The following is a 19,460-nucleotide window of genomic DNA, read 5'->3' as shown; positions in this document are numbered from 1 at the left end:
GCGGCGGCAATAGGTCTCTGCCGCCCCTCCCCTATTCTGGCACGTCCGCTGACAGCAGGCGCTTGGCCACCGCTGCGGCATCATCCAGATGCGCCGCAACAGCCCGGCGCGCCGCTTCGGGGTCGGCGGCGACGATGGCGTCACAGATAGTCTGCATATGGTGTAATCCGGGTTTTTCGCGCTCTGCTGCCGAAAGCGTCATGGCCCGCAACCGGCTGATCCGGCCATTCAGGCGGTTGACCACCTCCCAGGCAATATGATGCCCGGCGGCCTCAAACATCACCTGATAAAACCGGGTCGACGCCCTGAACAGCGCGCCGGGCACCTCGGGCACCACATCCGGCCCGGTTTGGCCAAAGGCCTGTTTCAGCGCCTCAAGGGCGGCCTGCAGGTCTGCATGCAACGCCTTTGAGCCCGCGCTGGCGCATTCCATGGCCGCGGCGGTTTCCAGCATCCGGCGGATCTCGTAGATCTGGCGCGCATCCTCCCAGCTCAGCGGCGCCACGATGGGCCCCCGGTTGGGCAGGATTTCCACCAGCCCCTCGGCTTCAAGATAGCGAATCGTCTCGCGAATGACCGTCCGGCTGACTCCCAGCTGGTCGCACAGGGGCCGCTCCACCAGCCGCTCTCCCGGAGAGAACAGCCCCGAAATGATGGCGTCGCGCATCTTCTCCTGCACGATTTCACGAAGCGTTGCAGGAGGTTGTTCGATTTTCAGCTGATCCAGCGCAGGGTTTTTCATGTCTTCTACCTAGCAGTGCACCCGCGGCAAGACAACCAAGCCTTGACTGATGGTCTTATGGTATACCACAAGATAGGGTATCGATTTCTTTCCAATTCAGGTGCCCCCATGCCCGCAGTTATTCGCAAAACCCTGCTTCACGTCGAAGAAACCCTGATCGAGGGCGGCAAAGAGGCCGCAACGCCGCTCAAGCTGATTGCCGCCATTGCCGTGATCAAAAACCCCTGGGCCGGGCGCGGCTTTGTCGAGGATCTGAAGCCCGAAATCTTTGACTGCGCGCCGGGCCTTGGCGAGATGCTGACCCGGATGGTGCTGGAGGCGGCCGGCGGCGGCGACAGGGTCGAGGGCTATGGAAAATCCGCAATTGTGGGTCTGGACGGCGAGGTTGAGCATGCCTCGGCGCTGATCCACACCCTGCGCTTTGGCAACCACTACCGCGAGGCGGTTGGCGCCAAAAGCTATCTGGCCTTTTGCAACACCCGTGGCCCCGGCAACGCGCCTTTGATGATCCCGCTGATGGACAAGAACGATGGCGGGCGGCGCTCGCACTACCTGACGATCCAGACCTCGGTGGCGGATGCGCCGACGGCGGATGAGATTGTCGTGGCGCTGGGCGCCTCAATCGGAGGCCGGCCACATCACCGCATTGGCGACGGTTATCAGGACCTGAAGGATCTGGGCCATGACCTCGACAATCCCGCCGCTGTCTAAGCTGCAGCTGCCTGCCCCCTACGGCCAGCTTAGCTATCGCGGGGCGGGCCATGGCGCGCCTTTGGTGCTGATCCACGGGGTTGGCATGCAAAGCGCCGCCTGGGCGCCACAGATCAAAGAGCTGTGCAAAACGCACCGGGTGCTGGCGCTGGATCTCCCCGGTCATGGGCACAGCGCTCCCCTGACTGAACGTTCAGACCTCACCGGTTATGTCGCCTGGCTCCATGCCGCCCTCAGCGCGCTTGAACCCGGTCCGGTTAATCGGGTCGGCCACTCCATGGGGGCGCTGATTGCCGCAGGCCTCGCCGCAGAACACCCGGAGATGCTGCGGCGGCTGGCGGTGCTGAATGGCGTCTATCGTCGCGCCCCGCAGGCCCGCGGGGCCGTTGAGGCCCGCGCCGCCGAAATCCGCCAGGGCCAGGTAGATCTGGACTCGCCGCTGGCCCGCTGGTTTGGCAACACGGCGATCGACCTGCAGGCCCGAGCTGATGTTGCCACCTGGCTGTCGCAGGTCGATATCGGCGGCTACGCAACAGCCTATGGCGCCTTTTCCAGCGGCGACAGCACCTATAGCGATGCCTGGCCGCAGATCTTCTGCCCGGTGCTGGCCCTGACCGGCGATGCCGATCTCAACTCCACCCCCGCCATGGCCCGCGCTATGGCAGAGGCTGCGCCAGATGGGACAGTGGAAATCATTCCCGGTCGCCATATGGTGAACCTGACGGCGCCTGAGGCCGTGACCAACAGCCTTGCACAGTTGCTGCAGCGCCCAGAGCACCCTGCTCGCAAATCCACCGATCATAAAGACCACAAAAAGGAGAGCTCAATGGCCCCCGCCGCCTCTGCCCCCCTTGATCCACGTGCGCTACGCGACGCCTTTCGCACCTTCATGACCGGCGTTACGGTGGTGACAAGCCATGACAGCGACGGGCAGCCCATTGGCTTTACCGCCAATTCCTTCTCCTCGGTCTCGTTGGAGCCACCTTTGGTGCTGGTCTGCATGGCCAACAGCTCAAGCAATTTCAAAGCCCTGACACAGGCCACGGGGTTCGCGGTGAATGTGCTTGCAGCGGACCAAAAGGAGGTCTCGAACACCTTTGCCCGGCCCGTGGAAGACCGCTTTGCTACGGTCGACTGGCATCCGGGGCCCAATGGGGCGCCCATCCTTGCGGGTGTCTCTGCGTGGTTTTTGACTGCGCCATATTCAAAACCGTCGAGGCCGGCGACCATGTGATCCTGATTGGTGAGGTCAAAGGCTTTGAGGCCGCAACCGCCCCCGGTCTGGGCTATGCCCGTGGCGCCTATTTCACCCCGGCAGTTGAGGCTGAGGCCCTGTCGCAGGGCGCCCATCTGGTGGTCTCGGCCCTGATTGAGCGCGCCGGTGAGGTGCTGCTGGTAGATGATGGCAATGGCGGGCTAACCCTGCCGCAACGCCCGGTGGGGCGCGAAGGGGCGTCACAGGCGCTTTTGCAACTGCTCGAAACCTCGGGGCTGAATGCCGATCCCGGCTTTATCTATTCGGTCTTTGAGGACAGCGGTCACCTCCATCAGCATATCTCGTTTCTGTGTCAGGCCGCCGATGGCGCGCCAAAACAGGGCTGTTTCACGCCCCTGACAGAATCAACCCTGATGGAGGTGACCGACCCGGCCCTGCGCATCATGCTTGAGCGCTTTGCCCGGGAAAGCCGCCTGGGCAACTACGGGGTGTTTTACGGCACCCAGGTCAGCGGTGATGTCCGCAAAATCGTGCCAGACAAAATCGTGTCAGAGAGGTGAGCCGCATGAAATTTTCCTTGTTTGCGCATATGGAGCGGATCTCGCCCGATCAGGATCAAAAACAGCTTTATGACGAATTCGTCGCGCTGTGCAAAATCGCCGATCGCGGTGGCATGCATGCGGTCTGGACTGGCGAGCACCACGGGATGAATTTCACCATCTCACCCAATCCGTTCCTGAACCTCGTCGATCTGGCGCGTCAGACCGAAAACCTGCGCCTGGGCACCGGCACTGTGATCGCACCGTTCTGGCACCCGATGCGCCTGGCTGGGGAGGCGGCAATGACCGATATCATCACCGATGGGCGGCTTGATCTTGGCATCGCGCGCGGGGCCTACTCCTATGAATATGAGCGCCTGATGCCGGGCATGGATGCCTGGGAAGCAGGTCAGCGCATGCGCGAGCTGATCCCGGCGCTGCAGGGCCTGTGGCAAGGCGACTATGCCCAGGAGGGAGAGTTTCATTCCTTCCCCAAGACCACCTCCTCTCCTAAACCGCTGCAGGAAAATGGCCCGCCCATCTGGGTCGCCGCCCGCGATCCCAACAGCTTTGAGTTTGCCGTCGCCCAGGGCTGCAATATTCAGGTGACGCCGCTGTGGCAGGGCGAGGCTGAGATCGAAAGCCTGATGTCGGCGCTTTAACGAGGCCTGCGGCAAGACCCCCGGGACGCCGCGCCCCAAAATCATGCTGTTACAACACAGCTATGTGGCCGACAGCCCGGAAGATGTGCAGCGCGCAGCCGAAGAGCTGAACCGGTTCTACTGCTACTTTGGCGCCTGGTTCAAAAACGAGCGCCCGGTTGATCAGGGCCTGATCGCACCGCTCACGGAGGATGAAATCAAGGCGCACCCGTTTTATTCGCCCGAGGCAATGCAGCGCGATCTGGTGATTGCCCAAGCCCCTGGCGTTATTGAGCGGCTGAAAAAATATCAGGATCTGGGCTATGATGAATATGCCTTTTGGATAGACTCCAGCATGAGTTTCGAGCGCAAGAAAGCCTCACTGGAACGTTTCATCACCGAAGTAATGCCCGCCTTCGCATAAGGACAGATCATGCAGCAGTTTCAGCAATATATTGGCGGCCGGTTTGATGCGGGCACGGCGCAGTTCGACAGTCTGGACCCCGCCACCGGCCAGGTCTGGGCCCGCATGCCCGAGGCCCGCGAGGCTGATGTCACCCGCGCAGTTCAGGCGGCTGAGGACGCCTTTTTCGCCCCCGACTGGGCCGATATGACAGCCACCCAGCGCGGCAAGCTGCTGATGCGGCTGGCTGATCTGGTGGCTGAAAACGCGCAGCGGCTGGCGGCGCTTGAGACCCGTGATACCGGAAAGATCATCCGCGAGACCTCGGCCCAGATCGCCTATGTGGCGGATTACTACCGTTATTATGCCGGCCTCGCGGACAAGATCGAGGGCGCGCATCTGCCGATTGATAAGCCCGACATGGAGGTCTGGCTGCGTCGTGAACCACTGGGTGTGGTGGCGGCCGTGGTGCCGTGGAATTCGCAGCTGTTTCTGTCGGCGGTCAAAATCGGCCCAGCGCTGGCGGCGGGCTGTACCGTGGTGCTGAAGGCCTCTGAGGAGGCACCGGCCCCGATGCTGGAGTTTGCCCGCATATTTGACCAGGCCGGATTTCCTCCCGGCGTGCTGAACGTGATCACCGGGTTTGGCGCCAGCTGCGGCTCGGTGCTGACCGCGCACCCCAGGGTGGCGCATGTGGCCTTTACCGGCGGGCCAGCAACCGCCCGTCACATTGTGCGCAACTCGGCGGAAAACCTGGCCTCGACATCGCTGGAGCTGGGCGGAAAATCCCCGTTCATCGTCTTTGAAGACGCCGATCTGGAAAGTGCCGTGAATGCACAAATCTCGGGGATCTTTGCCGCCACCGGCCAAAGCTGCGTCGCCGGGTCGCGCCTGATTATTGCAAATAAGATCAAGGATGAATTCCTTGCGCGTCTTAAGGAAAAGGCCGAAGCGGTGGTGATTGGTGCGCCGGATGATATGGCAACCGAGGTCGGACCGCTCTGCACCGAGGCACAGCGCAGCCATGCCCTGTCACTGATTGCCAGCTCTGTCGAGCAGGGCGCCAAACTCATCACTGGCGGCACTGCGCTCCCGGGAGAAGGCTACTATTTTCCGCCCACCATTCTCGACTGCACGGCTGCGCCAGAGGCCGCCTGCCTGCGGCAGGAGTTCTTTGGTCCGGTGCTCTCGGTACTGAGCTTTGACAGCGAAGAAGAGGCGCTGGCGCTGGCCAATGATACCGCCTTTGGGCTGGCCTCGGGGGTGTTCACCCAGAACCTGACACGGGCGCACCGGATGATCCGGCGGCTTCGGGCCGGGATCGTCTGGGTCAACACCTATCGCGCCGTCTCGCCCATTGCGCCCTTTGGCGGCCATGGGCTCAGCGGGCATGGGCGGGAAGGCGGGCTGCAGGCAGCGCTGGACTATACAAAGGTCAAGGCGGTCTGGCTGCGCACCTCGGATGACCCAATCCCCGACCCCTTTGTGATGCGCTGAATGATGCGCTGATGTGATGCGCCAATGTAAGGCGCGAGACCCTGCGGCGCAGGTCAGGCCGCTCTTTGTCATGGGCATTGCCGAATTTCTGCCTATGGTAGCCCGCAAAGACCATGGGCAGGCAGGGGAGATCTCCCGGCGCTCTGCCCCGCAAAGGAGCGCATGTTATGAGCAAGACCCTGTTTTCCCTGCCAGAGCCCCTGGTGATCCCCGTTCAGGGCGAAGAGGCGGGCTACCCGGTTGGCCGCATTTTCTGCGTCGGGCGCAATTATGCCGCCCATGCCGCCGAGATGGGGGTCGAAGTCGACCGCGAAGCGCCGTTTTACTTCACAAAGTCCAGTGTCAACGCCGTGCTGAGCGGTGCCAGCAGCCCCTACCCGCCCGGCACCGAGAACTTTCACTATGAGATGGAACTGGCGCTGGCCATCGGCAGTCCCGTCTTTCGCGCCAACCCTGAAGAAGCGCGCGCCGCGATCTATGGCTATGGCTGCGCCCTCGACATGACCCGGCGCGATCTGCAGATCCGCGAGCGCAAGAAACAGCGCCCCTGGGATCTGGGCAAGGATCTGGAACAGGGCACCGTCTTTGCGCCGCTGACCAAGGCCGCCGACTGGGGCGAGGTGGCAGATCAACGCATCTGGCTGACACTTGACGACGAAATTCAGCAGGACGCCACGCTGGCCGAGCTGATCTGGTCCACCGAAGAAATCATCTGCCATCTCTCGGGCTACTACCACCTGCGCCCCGGTGACCTTATCCTGACCGGCACCCCGGCCGGTGTGGGCCCTGCTGTTGCCGGGCAAAAGATGACGGGTACAATCACCGGACTGGCTCCGGTCTCTCTCAGCCTGACGGCAGCCGAGTAGCCTGGCTTGAAACTTGGCCGCAATCCAGGCTGCAATCTGGGCCGCAAACAAAGATATCAGGTACGAAAGAAACAAGCCCATGTGCGCTCGGTCCATTCGCAAAGGGAGCTTTGCTTTGCATATTGGAGCCGAGACAGCAAAGGCTATGCCTGCATCAGTGCCGCAACCACGGGGGAGAGGCTCTGAAATGGCCTGCGCGTTCGTGTCGCCACATCCGGCTGCAATGAAGGATTGATATTCACAAGGTATAATGCTGATATGTATCAGGTCGACGCAAGTACCTATAATCTTGTAACACAACCTATTGCCGGAGCAGGCTGATCTTCGGGCCGGCGATTTCATGAGTGAAAAATGCATAATCCAGCATTGATAGTTACGAATGCACCTAATAGCAGGGGATCAACCGGTTCGTTTAGCGAACTGCGCATGATCATCTGAGATCAAAATGAATAGAATCGAGCCGCCCGTCGCAACATTGTTATGTGAACGCGACAGGGTGGTAAAAATGAAGGTCAAAGGGAGGAACCATATGACCACTCGCAGAAAGCTTCTTGGAGCCGCTGGCGCCGCCGCCATCGCGACACTCTGTGCTACCCAGGCATTTGCCGATAATGTAACGCTGAAAATGCACCAGTTCCTGCCAGCTCAGGCCAATGTGCCAAAGCTGATTCTGGACGTCTGGGCCGACAAAGTCGAAGCGGCCTCCGGTGGCGAGATCACCATTGACCACTATCCGTCGATGCAGCTGGGTGGCAAGCCGCCAGAGCTGATGGACCAGGCCATTGATGGCGTCGCCGACATCGTCTGGACCGTTGTTGGCTATACACCCGGCCGCTATCCTTCGACCGAAGTCTTTGAGCTGCCCTTTATGATGACCAATGCCCGTGCCACCTCGCATGCGCTTTGGGAAATGTTCGACAGGCATATGAAAGACACCGAGTTCAAGGATGTCAAAATCCTTGGAACCTGGGTCCATGGCCCCGGCCTGATCCACACCTCTGATCCGGTTGAAACCCCCGGTGACCTGCAGGGCATGAAGATCCGTGGCGGTGGACGTTTGGCCAACTCTTTGTTGACACAGCTGGGCGCAACCCCCGTTGGCATGCCGGTTCCTGCGATCCCCGAAGGCCTGTCCAAAGGCGTGATCGACGGCACCACCATCCCATGGGAAGTGACCACCGCGCTGAAGGTGCCTGAGCTGGTCGAAAACCACACCGAGTTCACCGGCAAGGCGCTGTACTCTTTGACCTTTGTTCTGGCGATGAACAAAGAGAAATACGAGAGCCTCTCGGACGCGCAGAAAAAGGCCATTGATGACAATTCCGGTCTGGAATTCTCTGTCTTTGCCGGCGGTGTTCAGGAAGATTCGGACGGCCCGGCACGTGAATTCGCGCTGGACAATGGCAACAATGTCATCACTCTTGATCAAGACCAAACCACCGAATGGCGCAACCTGTCGCAGCCCGTCTATGACACCTGGCTCGCGGATATGGCCGAAAAAGGCATCGATGGTCAGGGTCTTCTGGAAGAGGCCACCTACCTGATCGAAAAATACACGCCACAATACGTGAAATAAGCTAGTAATACTGTCTAAGGGCCGCAGCAGCATTTGGTGCCGCGGCCCTTTGCGTATAAAAAAGGGTATTCACCATGCACAAGCTCATGATGGGGCTGGCCAGGTTCATGGCCATTTTAGGCGGTATGGTCCTCTCTCTCCTGATCTTTCTGACCTGCCTGTCGATTATCGGTCGCTTGCTCAACGGCGTCTTGCACGGCGATGTGATGCAATCGATTGCGCCGGGCTTCTCGAACTGGATGATCACCTGGGTGGGGCCAATCAACGGCGATTTTGAACTGGTCGAGGCAGGCGTTGCCTTTGCGATCTTTGCCTTTCTTCCCCTCTGCCAGATCTCTGCCGGTCATGCCGCCGTGGATGTAGTCGCCAATGCCTTTCCGCGTCGCGTCAACCGCTTCCTGCGCATGATAACCGAGCTGCTGTTTGCCGCGGTCCTGGTGCTGATCGCCTGGCGTCTCGCTGCGGGCACCATCAGCAAATTTGACAATGGCGAAACCTCATTCCTGCTTGAGTTCCCAGTCTGGTGGGCCCTGGCAGCCAGTCTTTTTTGCGCCGTGGTTGCGGCCATTGTGGGCATCTACATGGGTGCCGTGCGCACCATCGAATTTTTTACCGGCCGTATCCAGATCTGGGACGGCGTGGAGGGTGAACAGTGACTGCACTTGAAATTGGTATCGCCTCCTTTCCCGTCCTGATGATCCTGATCTTTTTGCGGGTGCCCATCGGGTTGTCGATGTTCCTGGTCGGCCTTGGTGGTCTGATCATGGTCACCGACGGCACACAGGTGGCCTTTGGACGGCTCAAAAGCGAAACTTACTCGACCTTTTCCTCCTATTCGCTGACCATCGTGCCGATGTTCCTGCTGATGGGGCATTTTGCAACGCTGGGCGGCATGTCCTCGGCCCTGTTCAAGGCCGCTGAGGGCTTTTTGGGCCATCGCAAGGGCGGTGTGGCCATGGCGGCCATTGGCGCCTGCGCTGGCTTTGGCGCCATATGTGGCTCGTCTTTGGCAACAGCTGCCACCATGGGCCGCGTTGCGCTGCCCGAACTCAAACAATACGGATAGGCCGGTGGGTTCTCAACAGCCACGCTGGCCGCAGGCGGCACGCTGGGCATTCTGATCCCGCCCTCGGTGGTGCTGGTGATCTATGCCATCCTCACCGAGCAAAACATCGCCAAGCTGTTCCTCGCCGCCTTTATCCCCGGCCTGCTGGCCGCCATTGGCTATGTCATCGTGATCTCGATCTATGTGCGCCTCTACCCTGAATCTGCCGGCACGCGGCCTGCGATCGCCTGGTCTGAACGCCTTGCCAATCTCGTCAAAGTCTGGCCGGTGCTGCTGGTCTTTGGTCTGGTGGTCGGCGGCATCTATGGCGGGTTGTTCACCCCAACCGAGGGCGCGGCTGTTGGCGCCTTTGGCACCGGGTTCATCGCCTGGATGAACGGTGGCCTGGATCGCGCCAATCTGGTCGACAGCTTTATGGTGGCAGCACGCTCAACCGCGATGATCTTTTTCATCGTGCTGGGCGCGGGCTTTTACAATGGCTTCCTCGCCCTGACCAAGGTGCCACAGGAGCTGGCGGATTTTGTTGTCAGCCAGGGCTACAGCCCCTGGATGGTGCTGGCGCTGATCCTGGCCTTCTATCTGATCTTTGGCTGCCTGATGGATTCCCTGTCAATGATCCTGCTGACCATTCCAATCTTCTTCCCGGTGATTTCGGTGATGGATTTTGGCCTGCTGTCCCTGATCGACATGCAGGCGGATGCGGCGATGGAGGTGCTGCGCAACGGGGTGCCTGAAGGCATGGGAGCCGAGATGCTCGCCTCGATACAAGAGGCCATCGCCACGGGCACCGAACTCACCCGTGATCAGATGAAGGAGCTGGGCATTCGGGTCACCGAGGGGCGCGTCAACCGGATCGAGACAGAGTATGTCGCCATCTGGTTCGGCATTCTGGTGCTCATCGTGGTCGAAGTCGGCCTGATCACACCGCCGGTTGGCATGAACCTGTTCATCATCAACGCGATGGATCGCAAGACCAAAATGATCGACACCTACAAGGCGGTGATGTTCTTTGTCGCCTCCGACATCATCCGGGTGATCCTTCTTGTGGCCTTCCCCTTTATCACCCTGCTGCCGCTGCTGCTGTTGTACTAGGAGCCCAGCCACAGGAACTAAAATCTGACCCTTCTCCAGCCCCGCTGGGGAAGGGTTTTTTGTGCAAAGCTGTTTGAAAGATCCCTGTGCCAAAGCTAGGGTGCCTCAGCCAAAGTGCAGGCAAAGGAGTTGAGATGTCACAACAGGTTAGCGAGACCGCCAACAGCAGCGGCTTTGTGCATGAAATCCGCGTCGGCTGGGGGCACTGCGACCCGGCCCAGATCGCCTATACCGGCCATTTGCCCGGCTTTGCACTCGAGGCAATTGACGCCTGGTGGGAACACCACCTGAATGGCGATGGCTGGTATCAGATGGAGTTGGACCGCGGCACCGGCACGCCCTTTGTCAGCATGAACTTAGAGTTCCGCTCGCCCGTCACCCCGCGCCACAGGCTGCACTGTGAGGTCTGGCCCGCAGCGATTGGCACCAAATCCGTGACCTTTCGGGTCGATGGCCGCCAAAACGGCACACTGTGCTTTGAGGGCCGGTTTTACCGGCGTCTTTATCGACCCGCCTGAGTTCAAAGCCCGCCCCGCCCCAGCCGACTACCGCGCCGTGATCGAGGCCAATCTGCGCCCCGAATAGGAGCCGGAATAGCCGCTGCAATAGCAGCCGGATACTCAGGGCTTACAGCGCCTCGCGCAGCCAGCCCGCGCCGAACTCTAGCCGCGCCAAACCGGCAAATCGGGCAACACGCTCCAGCTCAGCCTCAAACCGTTTGATCCGCGCGGGCGAGAATTTCACGCCCCGCTCGGGCCAGAGCGCCGTCACCCGCAGGCAATCTGCTGCCCGGTCGGCCTTTATGTCGACACGTCCCACCAGACGCGCACCTTCCAGCAGCGGGAAAACGTAGTAGCCATAAATGCGCTTTGGCGCCGGGGTGAAAACCTCGATCCGGTAGTGAAAGCCAAACAGCCGTTCCGCGCGTTTGCGGTCCCGCAGCATGGGATCAAACGGGCTGAGCAGGCGCATGCGGCCAGGTGGCGGCCCCAGCTCTGCCGCAGCGGCGATGGTATCGGGCCGGGCAAAATGTTTACGCAGCGAGCCATCTGCCGCCTCGACCTCGATCTCTTCAAGCTCACCGCGCGCCTTTGCCGCCTGACACCAGCCACGCGCCTCAGAGGCAGAGGCGGTATCCCAAAAGGCAGCAAGTTCCCCAGAGGTGGCAAAGCCAAGCCGGTCCAGCGCCGCATTGCACAGCCAAGCGACCGTCGGCGCGGCCTCTACCGGATCTGTTGGCGCATGCAGGTCTTCGTCAATCACCCGCTCGGTCAGGTCATAGCGTTTCTGAAACCCGCTCCGGCCAACAACGGTCAGCGCGCCGCTGCGCCACAGATACTCCAGCGCGGTCTTTGACGGATGCCAGTCCCACCAGCCCCCAGAGCTCTTTTTCTCATCCTTGCCCAGATCAGACGAGCTGACCGGCCCATGGTCACGGATATGGCGCAGCACCGTGTCAAACTGCTGCTCAAACCCGTCACGACGCCAGTTGCGCCAGCGTTTGCGCAGCAGGTCCTCGTCGCGCTGAAACCGCAGGTGCCACTGCGGGTAAAACGCCAGCGGGATCATCGCGGCGTCATGGGTCCAGTGCTCAAACAGTGCGCCGCCGCCATGATAGAGATCGGTCAGGTGTTTCGCGCGGTAACTGGCGCGGCGCGAGTACAGAATCACGTCATGCGCCCGCGCCACAGTGTTGATGCTGTCGAGCTGCACAAATCCCAGCCGCGATATCAGCTGCAACAGATCCGCGCCTTTTGCGCCACCGCGAGGCTGCTCCAACAGCGCGTGACGATCCATAAACAGACGCCGTGCTGCCGCATTATCCAGCCGCGCCAGTGCCATCAGCGCCGCTTGAGCGTATCACCATAAGAGATGGTGGGGGTCAGGGTCACATGCCGTTCCATTTCTGCCTCGGGATCATCCAGCTGGGCGGCAATGATTTCAGCCGCCTTGCGACCAATCTCCAGTCGGCAGGCATCCATTGTGGCCAGCTGACGCGGCAAGCCCTGCAGCAATTCAACCCCGTTAAAGCCGGCCAGACCAATCTGTCCCGGCACATCAATGCCCTGATCCAATAAATAGAGCAGCCCACCGGCACCAATCATATCATTGGAATAATATAGAAAATCGATCTCAGGTGAGCGTTCCAGCATCTCCTGTGTCATCTCGCGCCCCTTCGCCAGGGCCGAGCCTCCAGAGTAAAAGGCGCGATCTTCGATCTCGACGCCTTCCTTGGCCAGCGCCTCGGTGAAGCCCTCAAAGCGTTTGCGCGCGCGGTGATCCAGCGGCATCTTGGTGCCCATAAAGCCGATGTGGCGATAGCCCGCCTTGAGGATCGCCTTGGCCATTTCTCGCCCGGCGCGCCGATGCGAAATCCCCACCATGGCATCCACCGGCTTACCATCGGTATCCATGATCTCAACCACTGGAATACCAGCCGCGTTGAGCATGGCGCGCGCCGCTTCGGTATGTTCAAGCCCGGCAATAATGACGCCAGAAGGCCGCCAGGAGAGCATCTCGTAGAGGACTTTTTCTTCCTTCTCGGGCTGGTAGTCGGTGACACCCACAACAGGCTGCAATTTGGTATTTTCCAACACCTGATTGACCCCGGTCAGCACCTCGGGAAACACCATATTAGAGAGTGAGGGGATAATCACCGCCACCAGATTGACCCGGTTCGACGCCAGCGCCCCTGCTATCTTGTTGGGCACATAGCCCAATTCCTTGGCGGCACTCAGAACCTTGATGCGGGTTTTTTCCGAGACATCGCCACGATTGCGCAACACGCGGCTCACCGTCATCTCTGACACGCCGGTGGCTTCTGATACATCACGAAGGGTGAGGGGGCGCTTGTTTTCCGTGGTCACGTTCTACGGCCTCTTATTTTTTGCTGTTTCGACGTTAGCCAGAGAGCGCACCCAGCACAATGGGGCGCGGCACAATGGAGCATGGCAAAGCTCCGCAATAAACTCCAGCCTGAGGCCCTGCTGCCCATTGTGATGACAGAAATGATTTGCTATCGCGTAAACGGGTCTGGCCCCGTGGCTCAACTGGATAGAGCAGCCCCCTCCTAAGGGGCAGGTTATTGGTTCGAATCCAATCGGGGTCACCACAAAATCAACTGCTTACCTGAATGACAGAGTTTTCTTCCTCGTTCACTGAACCAGGCTTGGCAAAGCTTAACGCCCCACGGTTATGATGCCTCTCGTGAATCCAACGCCGTTTTCGCCATAGCATCCACCTTTGTTCAGTCGTTTTATTGGCGCCAGAGGGGCCGAACATGCGCCAGTTACAGATCACATAAAGCTTAGGCAGGTCAAAAACTGAGCGTTTCGCGCCGCTGCGCTGCAGCATCGGTGCCAGATAGCTGGTGGCCTGCTCGCCTGAAATGTCTGGTCATTAGGAGAGCCTTAGGGGAAGTTTACGCATTCAAAAACGCAACGGCGGCGCGCAAGGGTATACGCGCCGCGCACTTTTATGTGCGTTCTTACAATGGTTTAGAAATCCAGGTTCTCAACGCTCAAGGCGTTTTTCTGGATAAACTCACGGCGCGGCTCAACCACGTCTCCCATCAGTTTGGTAAAGAGATCATCGGCTTCGACCATATCGTTTACGCGCACTTGCAACAGCGTCCGGGCGTCCGGGTCCAGTGTGGTTTCCCACAGCTGATCCGGGTTCATTTCACCCAGACCTTTATAGCGCTGTAGCGACAGACCCTTTTCGCCTTCGTCCATGATGGCCTTCAGCAGATCCAGCGGTCCATGAATGGCCTGCACGCGATCCCGGCGCACCAACTGTCCGGAGGTGGCGTAGATCTCTTGCAGGCTTTTGGTAAAGCTGCCGGTCTTGCGGGCCTCGCCAGAGCGCAGCATTGGGCCATCCAGAGTGCGCACCTCTTCGACACCGCGCAAAATACGCGCCAAACGCATACCGTGAGCCTGGGTAATACGGCCCTGCCAACCTTTTTCATATTCCAGCGCAATGAGATCAAGACGGGCGGCAACCTTATCCGCCACGCCCTGCAGGTCGGTATCGACCGCGCCGGGGACAAAGGCGCCGGCGATGGCGGCCTGTTCCAGGATATGACGCGGATAGTGGGTGGGGAAGGCATCAAGCACGCGCTTCAACTGCCGCGCCTCGTCCACCACGCGGGTCAGATCGCGGCCCACAAGCTCTTCTCCTGAGCCAAGCTTCAGTGTCGCGCCCTCGACCCCCTGCTGCACCAGGTAGCTTTCCATTTCGGCCTGATCCTTAAGGTAGACCTCGGATTTGCCACGCGCCACTTTGTACAGCGGCGGCTGCGCGATATAGAGGTAGCCGCCCTCGATCAGCTCGGGCATCTGGCGGTAGAAGAAGGTCAAAAGCAATGTCCGGATATGGGCACCATCGACGTCCGCATCGGTCATGATGACAATCTTGTGGTAGCGCAGTTTTTTGATATCAAATTCGTCGCGCCCAATGCCGGTGCCAAGCGCCATCACCATATTGCCGATTTCCTGGCTGCCCAGCATACGGTCAAAGCGGGCGCGCTCGACGTTCAGGATCTTACCTTTCAGCGGCAAAATCGCCTGTGTCTTGCGGTCACGGCCCGTCTGGGCTGAGCCCCCGGCGCTGTCACCCTCCACCAGGAAGATTTCAGTGTTGACCGGATCTTTGTCAGAGCAGTCTTTCAACTTGGAGCTGAGAAAGTTGAGGTCCATCGGGTTCTTGCGGCGTGTCAGATCGCGAGCCTTGCGGGCCGCCTCACGCGCCAGCGCGGCCTCGACAACCTTGCCGACAATCTGCTTGGCCTGGGTCGGGTTTTCTTCAAACCATTCCGCCAGCTTCTCGTTCACCAGACCCTCAACAACCGGGCGCACCTCAGAGGAAACCAGCTTGTCCTTGGTCTGGCTGGAGAACTTGGGGTCAGGGACTTTTACCGACAGAACACAGGTCAGCCCTTCACGGGCATCATCGCGTAAAGGTGACCTTCTCTTTTTTGGCAATGCCACTGGACTGCGCGTAGTTGTTGATGGTCCGGGTCAGAGCGCCGCGAAAGCCCGCCAGGTGGGTGCCGCCATCGCGCTGAGGAATGTTGTTGGTAAAGGGCAGCACCGACTCGTGATAGCTGTCGTTCCACCACATGGCCACTTCGACCACGATGTCGTCTTTCTCGCCGATGATATAGACCGGCGTCTCCATCACGGGTGTTTTGGAGCGGTCGAGATATTTCACAAATTCTTTGACGCCGCCCTCGTAGCACAGCTCAGTCATAAGCCGCTCTGCCGGGCGTTCGTCAATCAGGATGATCTTGACGCCCGAATTCAGAAAGGCGAGCTCGCGCAGGCGTTTTTCCAGCGTCTCGAACGAGTACTCCAGATTGGAGAAGGTATCGGTCGAGGCCATAAAGCGCACTTCGGTGCCGGTGCGCTCACCGCAGTCTCCAACCACCTTCAGATGCTCTGCGGTATCGCCATGTTCAAAGCGGGCAACATGTTCCTTGCCATCGCGCCAGATCCGCAGCTCGAGCCAGACGCTCAGCGCGTTTACCACCGAAACACCAACCCCGTGCAGACCACCGGAGACCTTGTAAGAGTTGCTGTCGAATTTGCCGCCCGCATGCAGCTGGGTCATGATGACCTCGGCCGCCGAGACGCCCTCTTCTTCGTGGATTCCAACGGGGATGCCGCGACCATTGTCGCTGACTGAAACGCTGGAGTCGGCGTGAATTTTCACGGTGACCGCATCGGCGTGACCCGCCAGGGCTTCGTCGATACCGTTGTCCACCACCTCATAGACCATGTGGTGCAAACCAGAGCCGTCATCGGTATCACCGATATACATGCCAGGACGTTTGCGAACGGCTTCCAACCCTCTGAGAACCTTGATGGAATCGGCACCATATTCTGCTGGGGCTTGTTCGTTGTCAGACATTCGCGACTTCCTGTTTAACCTTTGGGATTTTATACGCAATTCCGGTCTGATTGTCACCCACAGAGCCCGGTTTTTCTTGCCGTTAGAGCGGATTATCCCCCTATGATCCAAGCCGCGTTTTCACGCCTGAAAACCCTGTGCAGATCAGGTAAAGGGCAGCAGCATGCCCACGCCAACCAGCAGGGCTCCCGAGGTGAGATTGAGCCGCCGCATGGCCTGCGGCGACGAGATCACGGCCCGCAAATGATGCACCATCCCCGCCATGGCAAGATTGCCCAACAGCGGCACCGCAAAAGAGAGGCAAAGGATCACCACAACATCAATCCAGGTGATCGCGCCAAGATCAAAAAAGCCGGGCAGCAACCCCATGTAAAACAAAATGGCTTTGGGATTGCCCAGGATCACCGCCAGCCCGGCAACAAATCCGGCCCAGGCTCCGGGGCGGGTCAGGGCCCGGTTTTCCTCAAGCCTGCGGTCAGCGCCCCGGATCACCAGAACGCCCATGGTGATGAACATCAGACACGCACCCAACGCAGCACCAGCATCACCTCGCCCAAACTTACCGCCAGCCAGGACATGCCGCCAATCGCCACCAGCGGCCACAGAATATCGCCGCAGGCCACCCCCAGCGCCAGCGGCCAGGCTGCGTGAAACCCACCCGAGACCGCCCGCGCCATCAGCGCCAGCCAGACAGGGCCAGGCGTCAGGAACAGCACAAACAAGGCGCCGGCATATAACAGCAGATCCCAAACCGAGAGCGTCATGCGGTCATGATCTCCGACGTACCAGCCGCGTCATGCACCTCCAGAAGCTGCGCCCGGCGGCCAAGCTCAGCAAACAGTTCAGGCCCGGTTCCGGTCATCCAGGCCTGCGCCCCAAGCGCGCAGATCTCATCATAAAGCGCGGCCCGCCGTCCCGCATCGAGATGGGCCGCGACTTCGTCCAGCAGCAAAATTGGCGGCGCTCCTTCTGAGGCGGCCAAAGCCCGGGCATTGGCCAGGATCAGCGACACCAAAAGCGCCTTTTGCTCACCTGTTGAGCACTCTTTGGCGGCAATGCCCTTGGAGGCATAGGTGCCAATGAGATCGCTGCGATGCGGCCCGATCAGGGTCCGCCCCACGGCCATATCCCGGCCGCGCCCCTCTGCCAGAGCCGTGACAAACTCTGCCTCATTCAGGGGCATGTCGCCCTCGGATTGGATCAGCTGCAGATCGGCGGTGGGAAAGGCGGTCTCGGCACTCTGCTGCGCCGTGGCCAGGTGCTGCACGGCGGCTTGTCGTGCGGTATGAATGCGGTGTCCGGCTGCCGCCATCTGCGCCTCAAGCACCCGGTACCAGGCCGCGTCACGGATTTGCTCCTTCAGCAGTTTGTTGCGCTCACGCATGGCTTTTTCATAGGCCAGCGTCGCCGCGGCATGGCTGGGCTCAAAGCTGAGAGCGATGCGGTCCAGAAAGCGGCGGCGACCCTCGGCGGCCTCAACCCACAAGCGGTCCATCACCGGCCACCAGCCAGACCACCCGGCAGATCTGCCCCAGCGCGATCTGGTTGGAGGCTTTGTTGTCGATGCGCACCTGGCGCGCGGCGCCTTCCTCGGACCAGGTCTCAATCTCATAGGACTGATCCGGGGTCTGCAACACGCCTTTCAGCTTCCAGCCCAGGTTTTCGGGACGCCGCGCCATCCCAGCGGCACGGGCGCGGCGCAAGCCACGCCCCGGCGAAAACAGCGAAACCGCCTCAAGGATATTGGTTTTGCCTGCACCATTGTTGCCGTGGATGGCAACGGGACGCCCATCCAAATGCAGTTCCGCCCGCAGATGCGAGCGGAAGTGAGACACTGTAAGTTCAGTCAGAGCCAGCACGAAGGGCGCGCCTTTCTCTGGGCCATTCTCTGTGCGGCGCGTTGGGCAGCCCTCGATACGGCTGTCAGGGCGGCACAGCGCGGATCAAAGATCAAACGCGCATTGGCATCACAACATAGACGGCGCTTTCGTCACTGCCTTCGCGCATCAATGTCGGATCTCCAGAAGAGTTGAACAGGAAGACGGCATTTTCGCGGTCCACCTGATTGGCGATCTCCAGCAGATATTTGGCGTTAAAGCCGATCTCCAGACGCTCGTCACCATAGGCCACGGCCAGCTCTTCTTCGGCGGCACCGCTGTCGGGCGCATTGACCGAAAGGATCAGGCGGTCTTCTTCCAGCTGCAGCTTGACCGCGCGCGACCGCTCGGACGAAACCGTTGCAACCCGGTCCACCGCACGGGCAAATTCAGACGCGTCCACCTCAAGCCGGCGGGTGTTTCCAACCGGAATAACCCGGGTGTAGTCGGGGAAGGTGCCGTCGATCACCTTGGAAGTCAGGGTGATATTTGGCGTCGCAAACCGCACCTTGGTTTCCGACACCGAAACCGCGATATCCATCTCGTCGTCGTCCAGCAGCTTGCGCATCTCACCGACAGTTTTGCGGGGCACGATGACGCCTGGCATATCCTCGGCGCCCATGGGCAGAGGGGCATCAATCCGTGCCAGACGGTGGCCATCGGTGGCGACACAGCGCAGCACCTTGCCGCCCTCGGCCGCGTCCGACACATGCATATACACCCCGTTGAGGTAATAGCGGGTCTCTTCGGTAGAGATGGCAAATTTCGATTTATCAAAGAGGCGGCGCAGCATGGCCGCATTGGCGGTGAAATTAGAATGATACTCTGAGGAGGCCATAACCGGGAAATCTTCGCGCGGCAGCGTTGCCAGCGAGAAGTTTGAGCGGCCAGCCTCAACCGTCAGACGGCCCGTGGCCGCATCTGCGGTCAGCGTCACCAAAGCGCCATCCGGCAGTTTGCGCACGATCTCATGCAGAGTGGTGGCCGCCACCGTGGTCGCGCCTGCGCGCTCAACCTGAGCCGGGGCTTTGTCGACCACTTCGATATCAAGATCGGTGGCGCGGAACTGGGCCACATCGCCCTCAGCTTCGATCAGAACATTGGCCAGGATCGGTATGGTATTGCGACGCTCCACCACCGATTGGGCCTGCGCAACGGCCTTTAGGAGTGTGCCGCGTTCAATGCTGATCTTCATGTCGCTTATCCTCTTCGTCGCGCCAGTGCGCGCGTCCCTGCGCGGCCACCAGGCCATGGCAAAGCAATGGTCGGGACAGGCAAAGTACCGGTTTGCCCCTCATGTACAAGGCTTTTTATTGAGTTT

12 protein-coding genes, 1 tRNA gene and 6 pseudogenes are annotated in these 19,460 nt (G+C 60.1%); 11 read left to right on the top strand and 8 right to left on the bottom strand.

Going from position 1 to position 19,460, the window contains the following annotated elements:
• Positions 1 to 31 precede the first annotated feature (31 nt).
• A complete protein-coding gene (locus B4968_RS04905) occupies positions 32 to 742 on the bottom strand; it encodes a GntR family transcriptional regulator (RefSeq protein ID WP_083097106.1) in 711 nt (236 codons plus the stop codon).
• A gap of 108 nt (positions 743 to 850) precedes the next feature.
• Between B4968_RS04905 and B4968_RS04900 the strand changes: the two genes are divergently transcribed.
• The 10 genes and pseudogenes from B4968_RS04900 to B4968_RS04860 all read left to right on the top strand — a co-directional run bounded on the left by B4968_RS04900 (position 851) and on the right by B4968_RS04860 (position 10,934).
• On the top strand, positions 851 to 1,453 hold the full coding sequence (locus B4968_RS04900; RefSeq protein ID WP_083097105.1) for an amino acid synthesis family protein: 603 nt from the start codon (positions 851 to 853) through the stop codon (positions 1,451 to 1,453).
• Positions 1,425 to 2,687, top strand: a complete 1,263-nt coding sequence (locus tag B4968_RS25570) for an alpha/beta fold hydrolase (protein ID WP_338153207.1) — start codon at positions 1,425 to 1,427, stop codon at positions 2,685 to 2,687. The genes B4968_RS04900 and B4968_RS25570 overlap by 29 nt, the downstream gene beginning before the upstream one ends.
• Entirely contained in the window at positions 2,636 to 3,229 is a 594-nt protein-coding gene (locus tag B4968_RS24065; protein WP_241525570.1) for a flavin reductase family protein, read from the top strand. Before B4968_RS25570 ends, B4968_RS24065 begins: the two co-directional genes overlap by 52 nt.
• Positions 3,230 to 3,234: 5 nt before the next feature.
• Positions 3,235 to 4,273 (top strand): annotated as a pseudogene (locus tag B4968_RS04890) (LLM class flavin-dependent oxidoreductase).
• 9 nt (positions 4,274 to 4,282) lie between these two features.
• On the top strand, positions 4,283 to 5,749 hold the full coding sequence (locus B4968_RS04885; RefSeq protein ID WP_083097102.1) for an aldehyde dehydrogenase: 1,467 nt from the start codon (positions 4,283 to 4,285) through the stop codon (positions 5,747 to 5,749).
• A gap of 167 nt (positions 5,750 to 5,916) precedes the next feature.
• The gene (locus tag B4968_RS04880; RefSeq protein WP_083097100.1) at positions 5,917 to 6,615 is read left to right on the top strand and encodes a fumarylacetoacetate hydrolase family protein; all 699 of its coding nucleotides are present in this window, start codon (positions 5,917 to 5,919) and stop codon (positions 6,613 to 6,615) included.
• 529 nt (positions 6,616 to 7,144) lie between these two features.
• On the top strand, positions 7,145 to 8,191 hold the full coding sequence (locus B4968_RS04875; RefSeq protein WP_083097097.1) for a TRAP transporter substrate-binding protein: 1,047 nt from the start codon (positions 7,145 to 7,147) through the stop codon (positions 8,189 to 8,191).
• 74 nt (positions 8,192 to 8,265) lie between these two features.
• Positions 8,266 to 8,847, top strand: a complete 582-nt coding sequence (locus B4968_RS04870; protein ID WP_083097095.1) for a TRAP transporter small permease — start codon at positions 8,266 to 8,268, stop codon at positions 8,845 to 8,847.
• A pseudogene (locus B4968_RS04865) lies at positions 8,844 to 10,349 on the top strand (TRAP transporter large permease). The gene B4968_RS04870 and the pseudogene B4968_RS04865 overlap by 4 nt, the downstream one beginning before the upstream one ends.
• Positions 10,350 to 10,483: 134 nt before the next feature.
• A pseudogene (locus tag B4968_RS04860) lies at positions 10,484 to 10,934 on the top strand (acyl-CoA thioesterase).
• Between the two features lie 42 nt (positions 10,935 to 10,976).
• Here the strand turns inward: B4968_RS04860 and B4968_RS04855 are convergent.
• Positions 10,977 to 12,191: a winged helix-turn-helix domain-containing protein gene (locus B4968_RS04855; protein WP_083097093.1), complete on the bottom strand. Its 1,215-nt coding sequence runs from the start codon at positions 12,189 to 12,191 to the stop codon at positions 10,977 to 10,979.
• Positions 12,191 to 13,216: a LacI family DNA-binding transcriptional regulator gene (locus B4968_RS04850; RefSeq protein ID WP_083097091.1), complete on the bottom strand. Its 1,026-nt coding sequence runs from the start codon at positions 13,214 to 13,216 to the stop codon at positions 12,191 to 12,193. Before B4968_RS04850 ends, B4968_RS04855 begins: the two co-directional genes overlap by 1 nt.
• A gap of 168 nt (positions 13,217 to 13,384) precedes the next feature.
• Between B4968_RS04850 and B4968_RS04845 the strand changes: the two genes are divergently transcribed.
• A tRNA-Arg gene (locus B4968_RS04845) sits at positions 13,385 to 13,461 on the top strand.
• Positions 13,462 to 13,846: 385 nt separating this feature from the next.
• Here B4968_RS04845 and B4968_RS26030 read toward each other — a convergent pair.
• From B4968_RS26030 to dnaN, 5 genes and pseudogenes are all read right to left on the bottom strand, one after another.
• On the bottom strand, positions 13,847 to 14,587 hold the full coding sequence (locus B4968_RS26030) for a DNA gyrase subunit B family protein (RefSeq protein ID WP_420916460.1): 741 nt from the start codon (positions 14,585 to 14,587) through the stop codon (positions 13,847 to 13,849).
• A gap of 15 nt (positions 14,588 to 14,602) precedes the next feature.
• Positions 14,603 to 16,130 (bottom strand): annotated as a pseudogene (locus B4968_RS26025) (DNA gyrase subunit B); the annotation flags it as partial.
• Between the two features lie 276 nt (positions 16,131 to 16,406).
• Positions 16,407 to 17,026 (bottom strand): annotated as a pseudogene (locus tag B4968_RS04835) (LysE family translocator).
• Positions 17,023 to 18,121, bottom strand: a pseudogene (recF, locus tag B4968_RS04830) (DNA replication/repair protein RecF). The pseudogenes B4968_RS04835 and recF overlap by 4 nt, the downstream one beginning before the upstream one ends.
• A 91-nt stretch (positions 18,122 to 18,212) precedes the next feature.
• Positions 18,213 to 19,334 carry a DNA polymerase III subunit beta gene (gene dnaN, locus B4968_RS04825; protein ID WP_083097089.1) on the bottom strand — a complete coding sequence of 374 codons (1,122 nt, stop codon included), beginning with the start codon at positions 19,332 to 19,334 and terminating at the stop codon, positions 18,213 to 18,215.
• Positions 19,335 to 19,460: the final 126 nt, after the last annotated feature.

The organism is Pseudophaeobacter leonis (assembly GCF_002087335.1).
GTDB lineage: Bacteria > Pseudomonadota > Alphaproteobacteria > Rhodobacterales > Rhodobacteraceae > Pseudophaeobacter > Pseudophaeobacter leonis.
The sequence above is the reverse complement of the archived record's forward strand: the minus strand, read 5'-3'. Positions and strand labels throughout refer to the sequence as shown.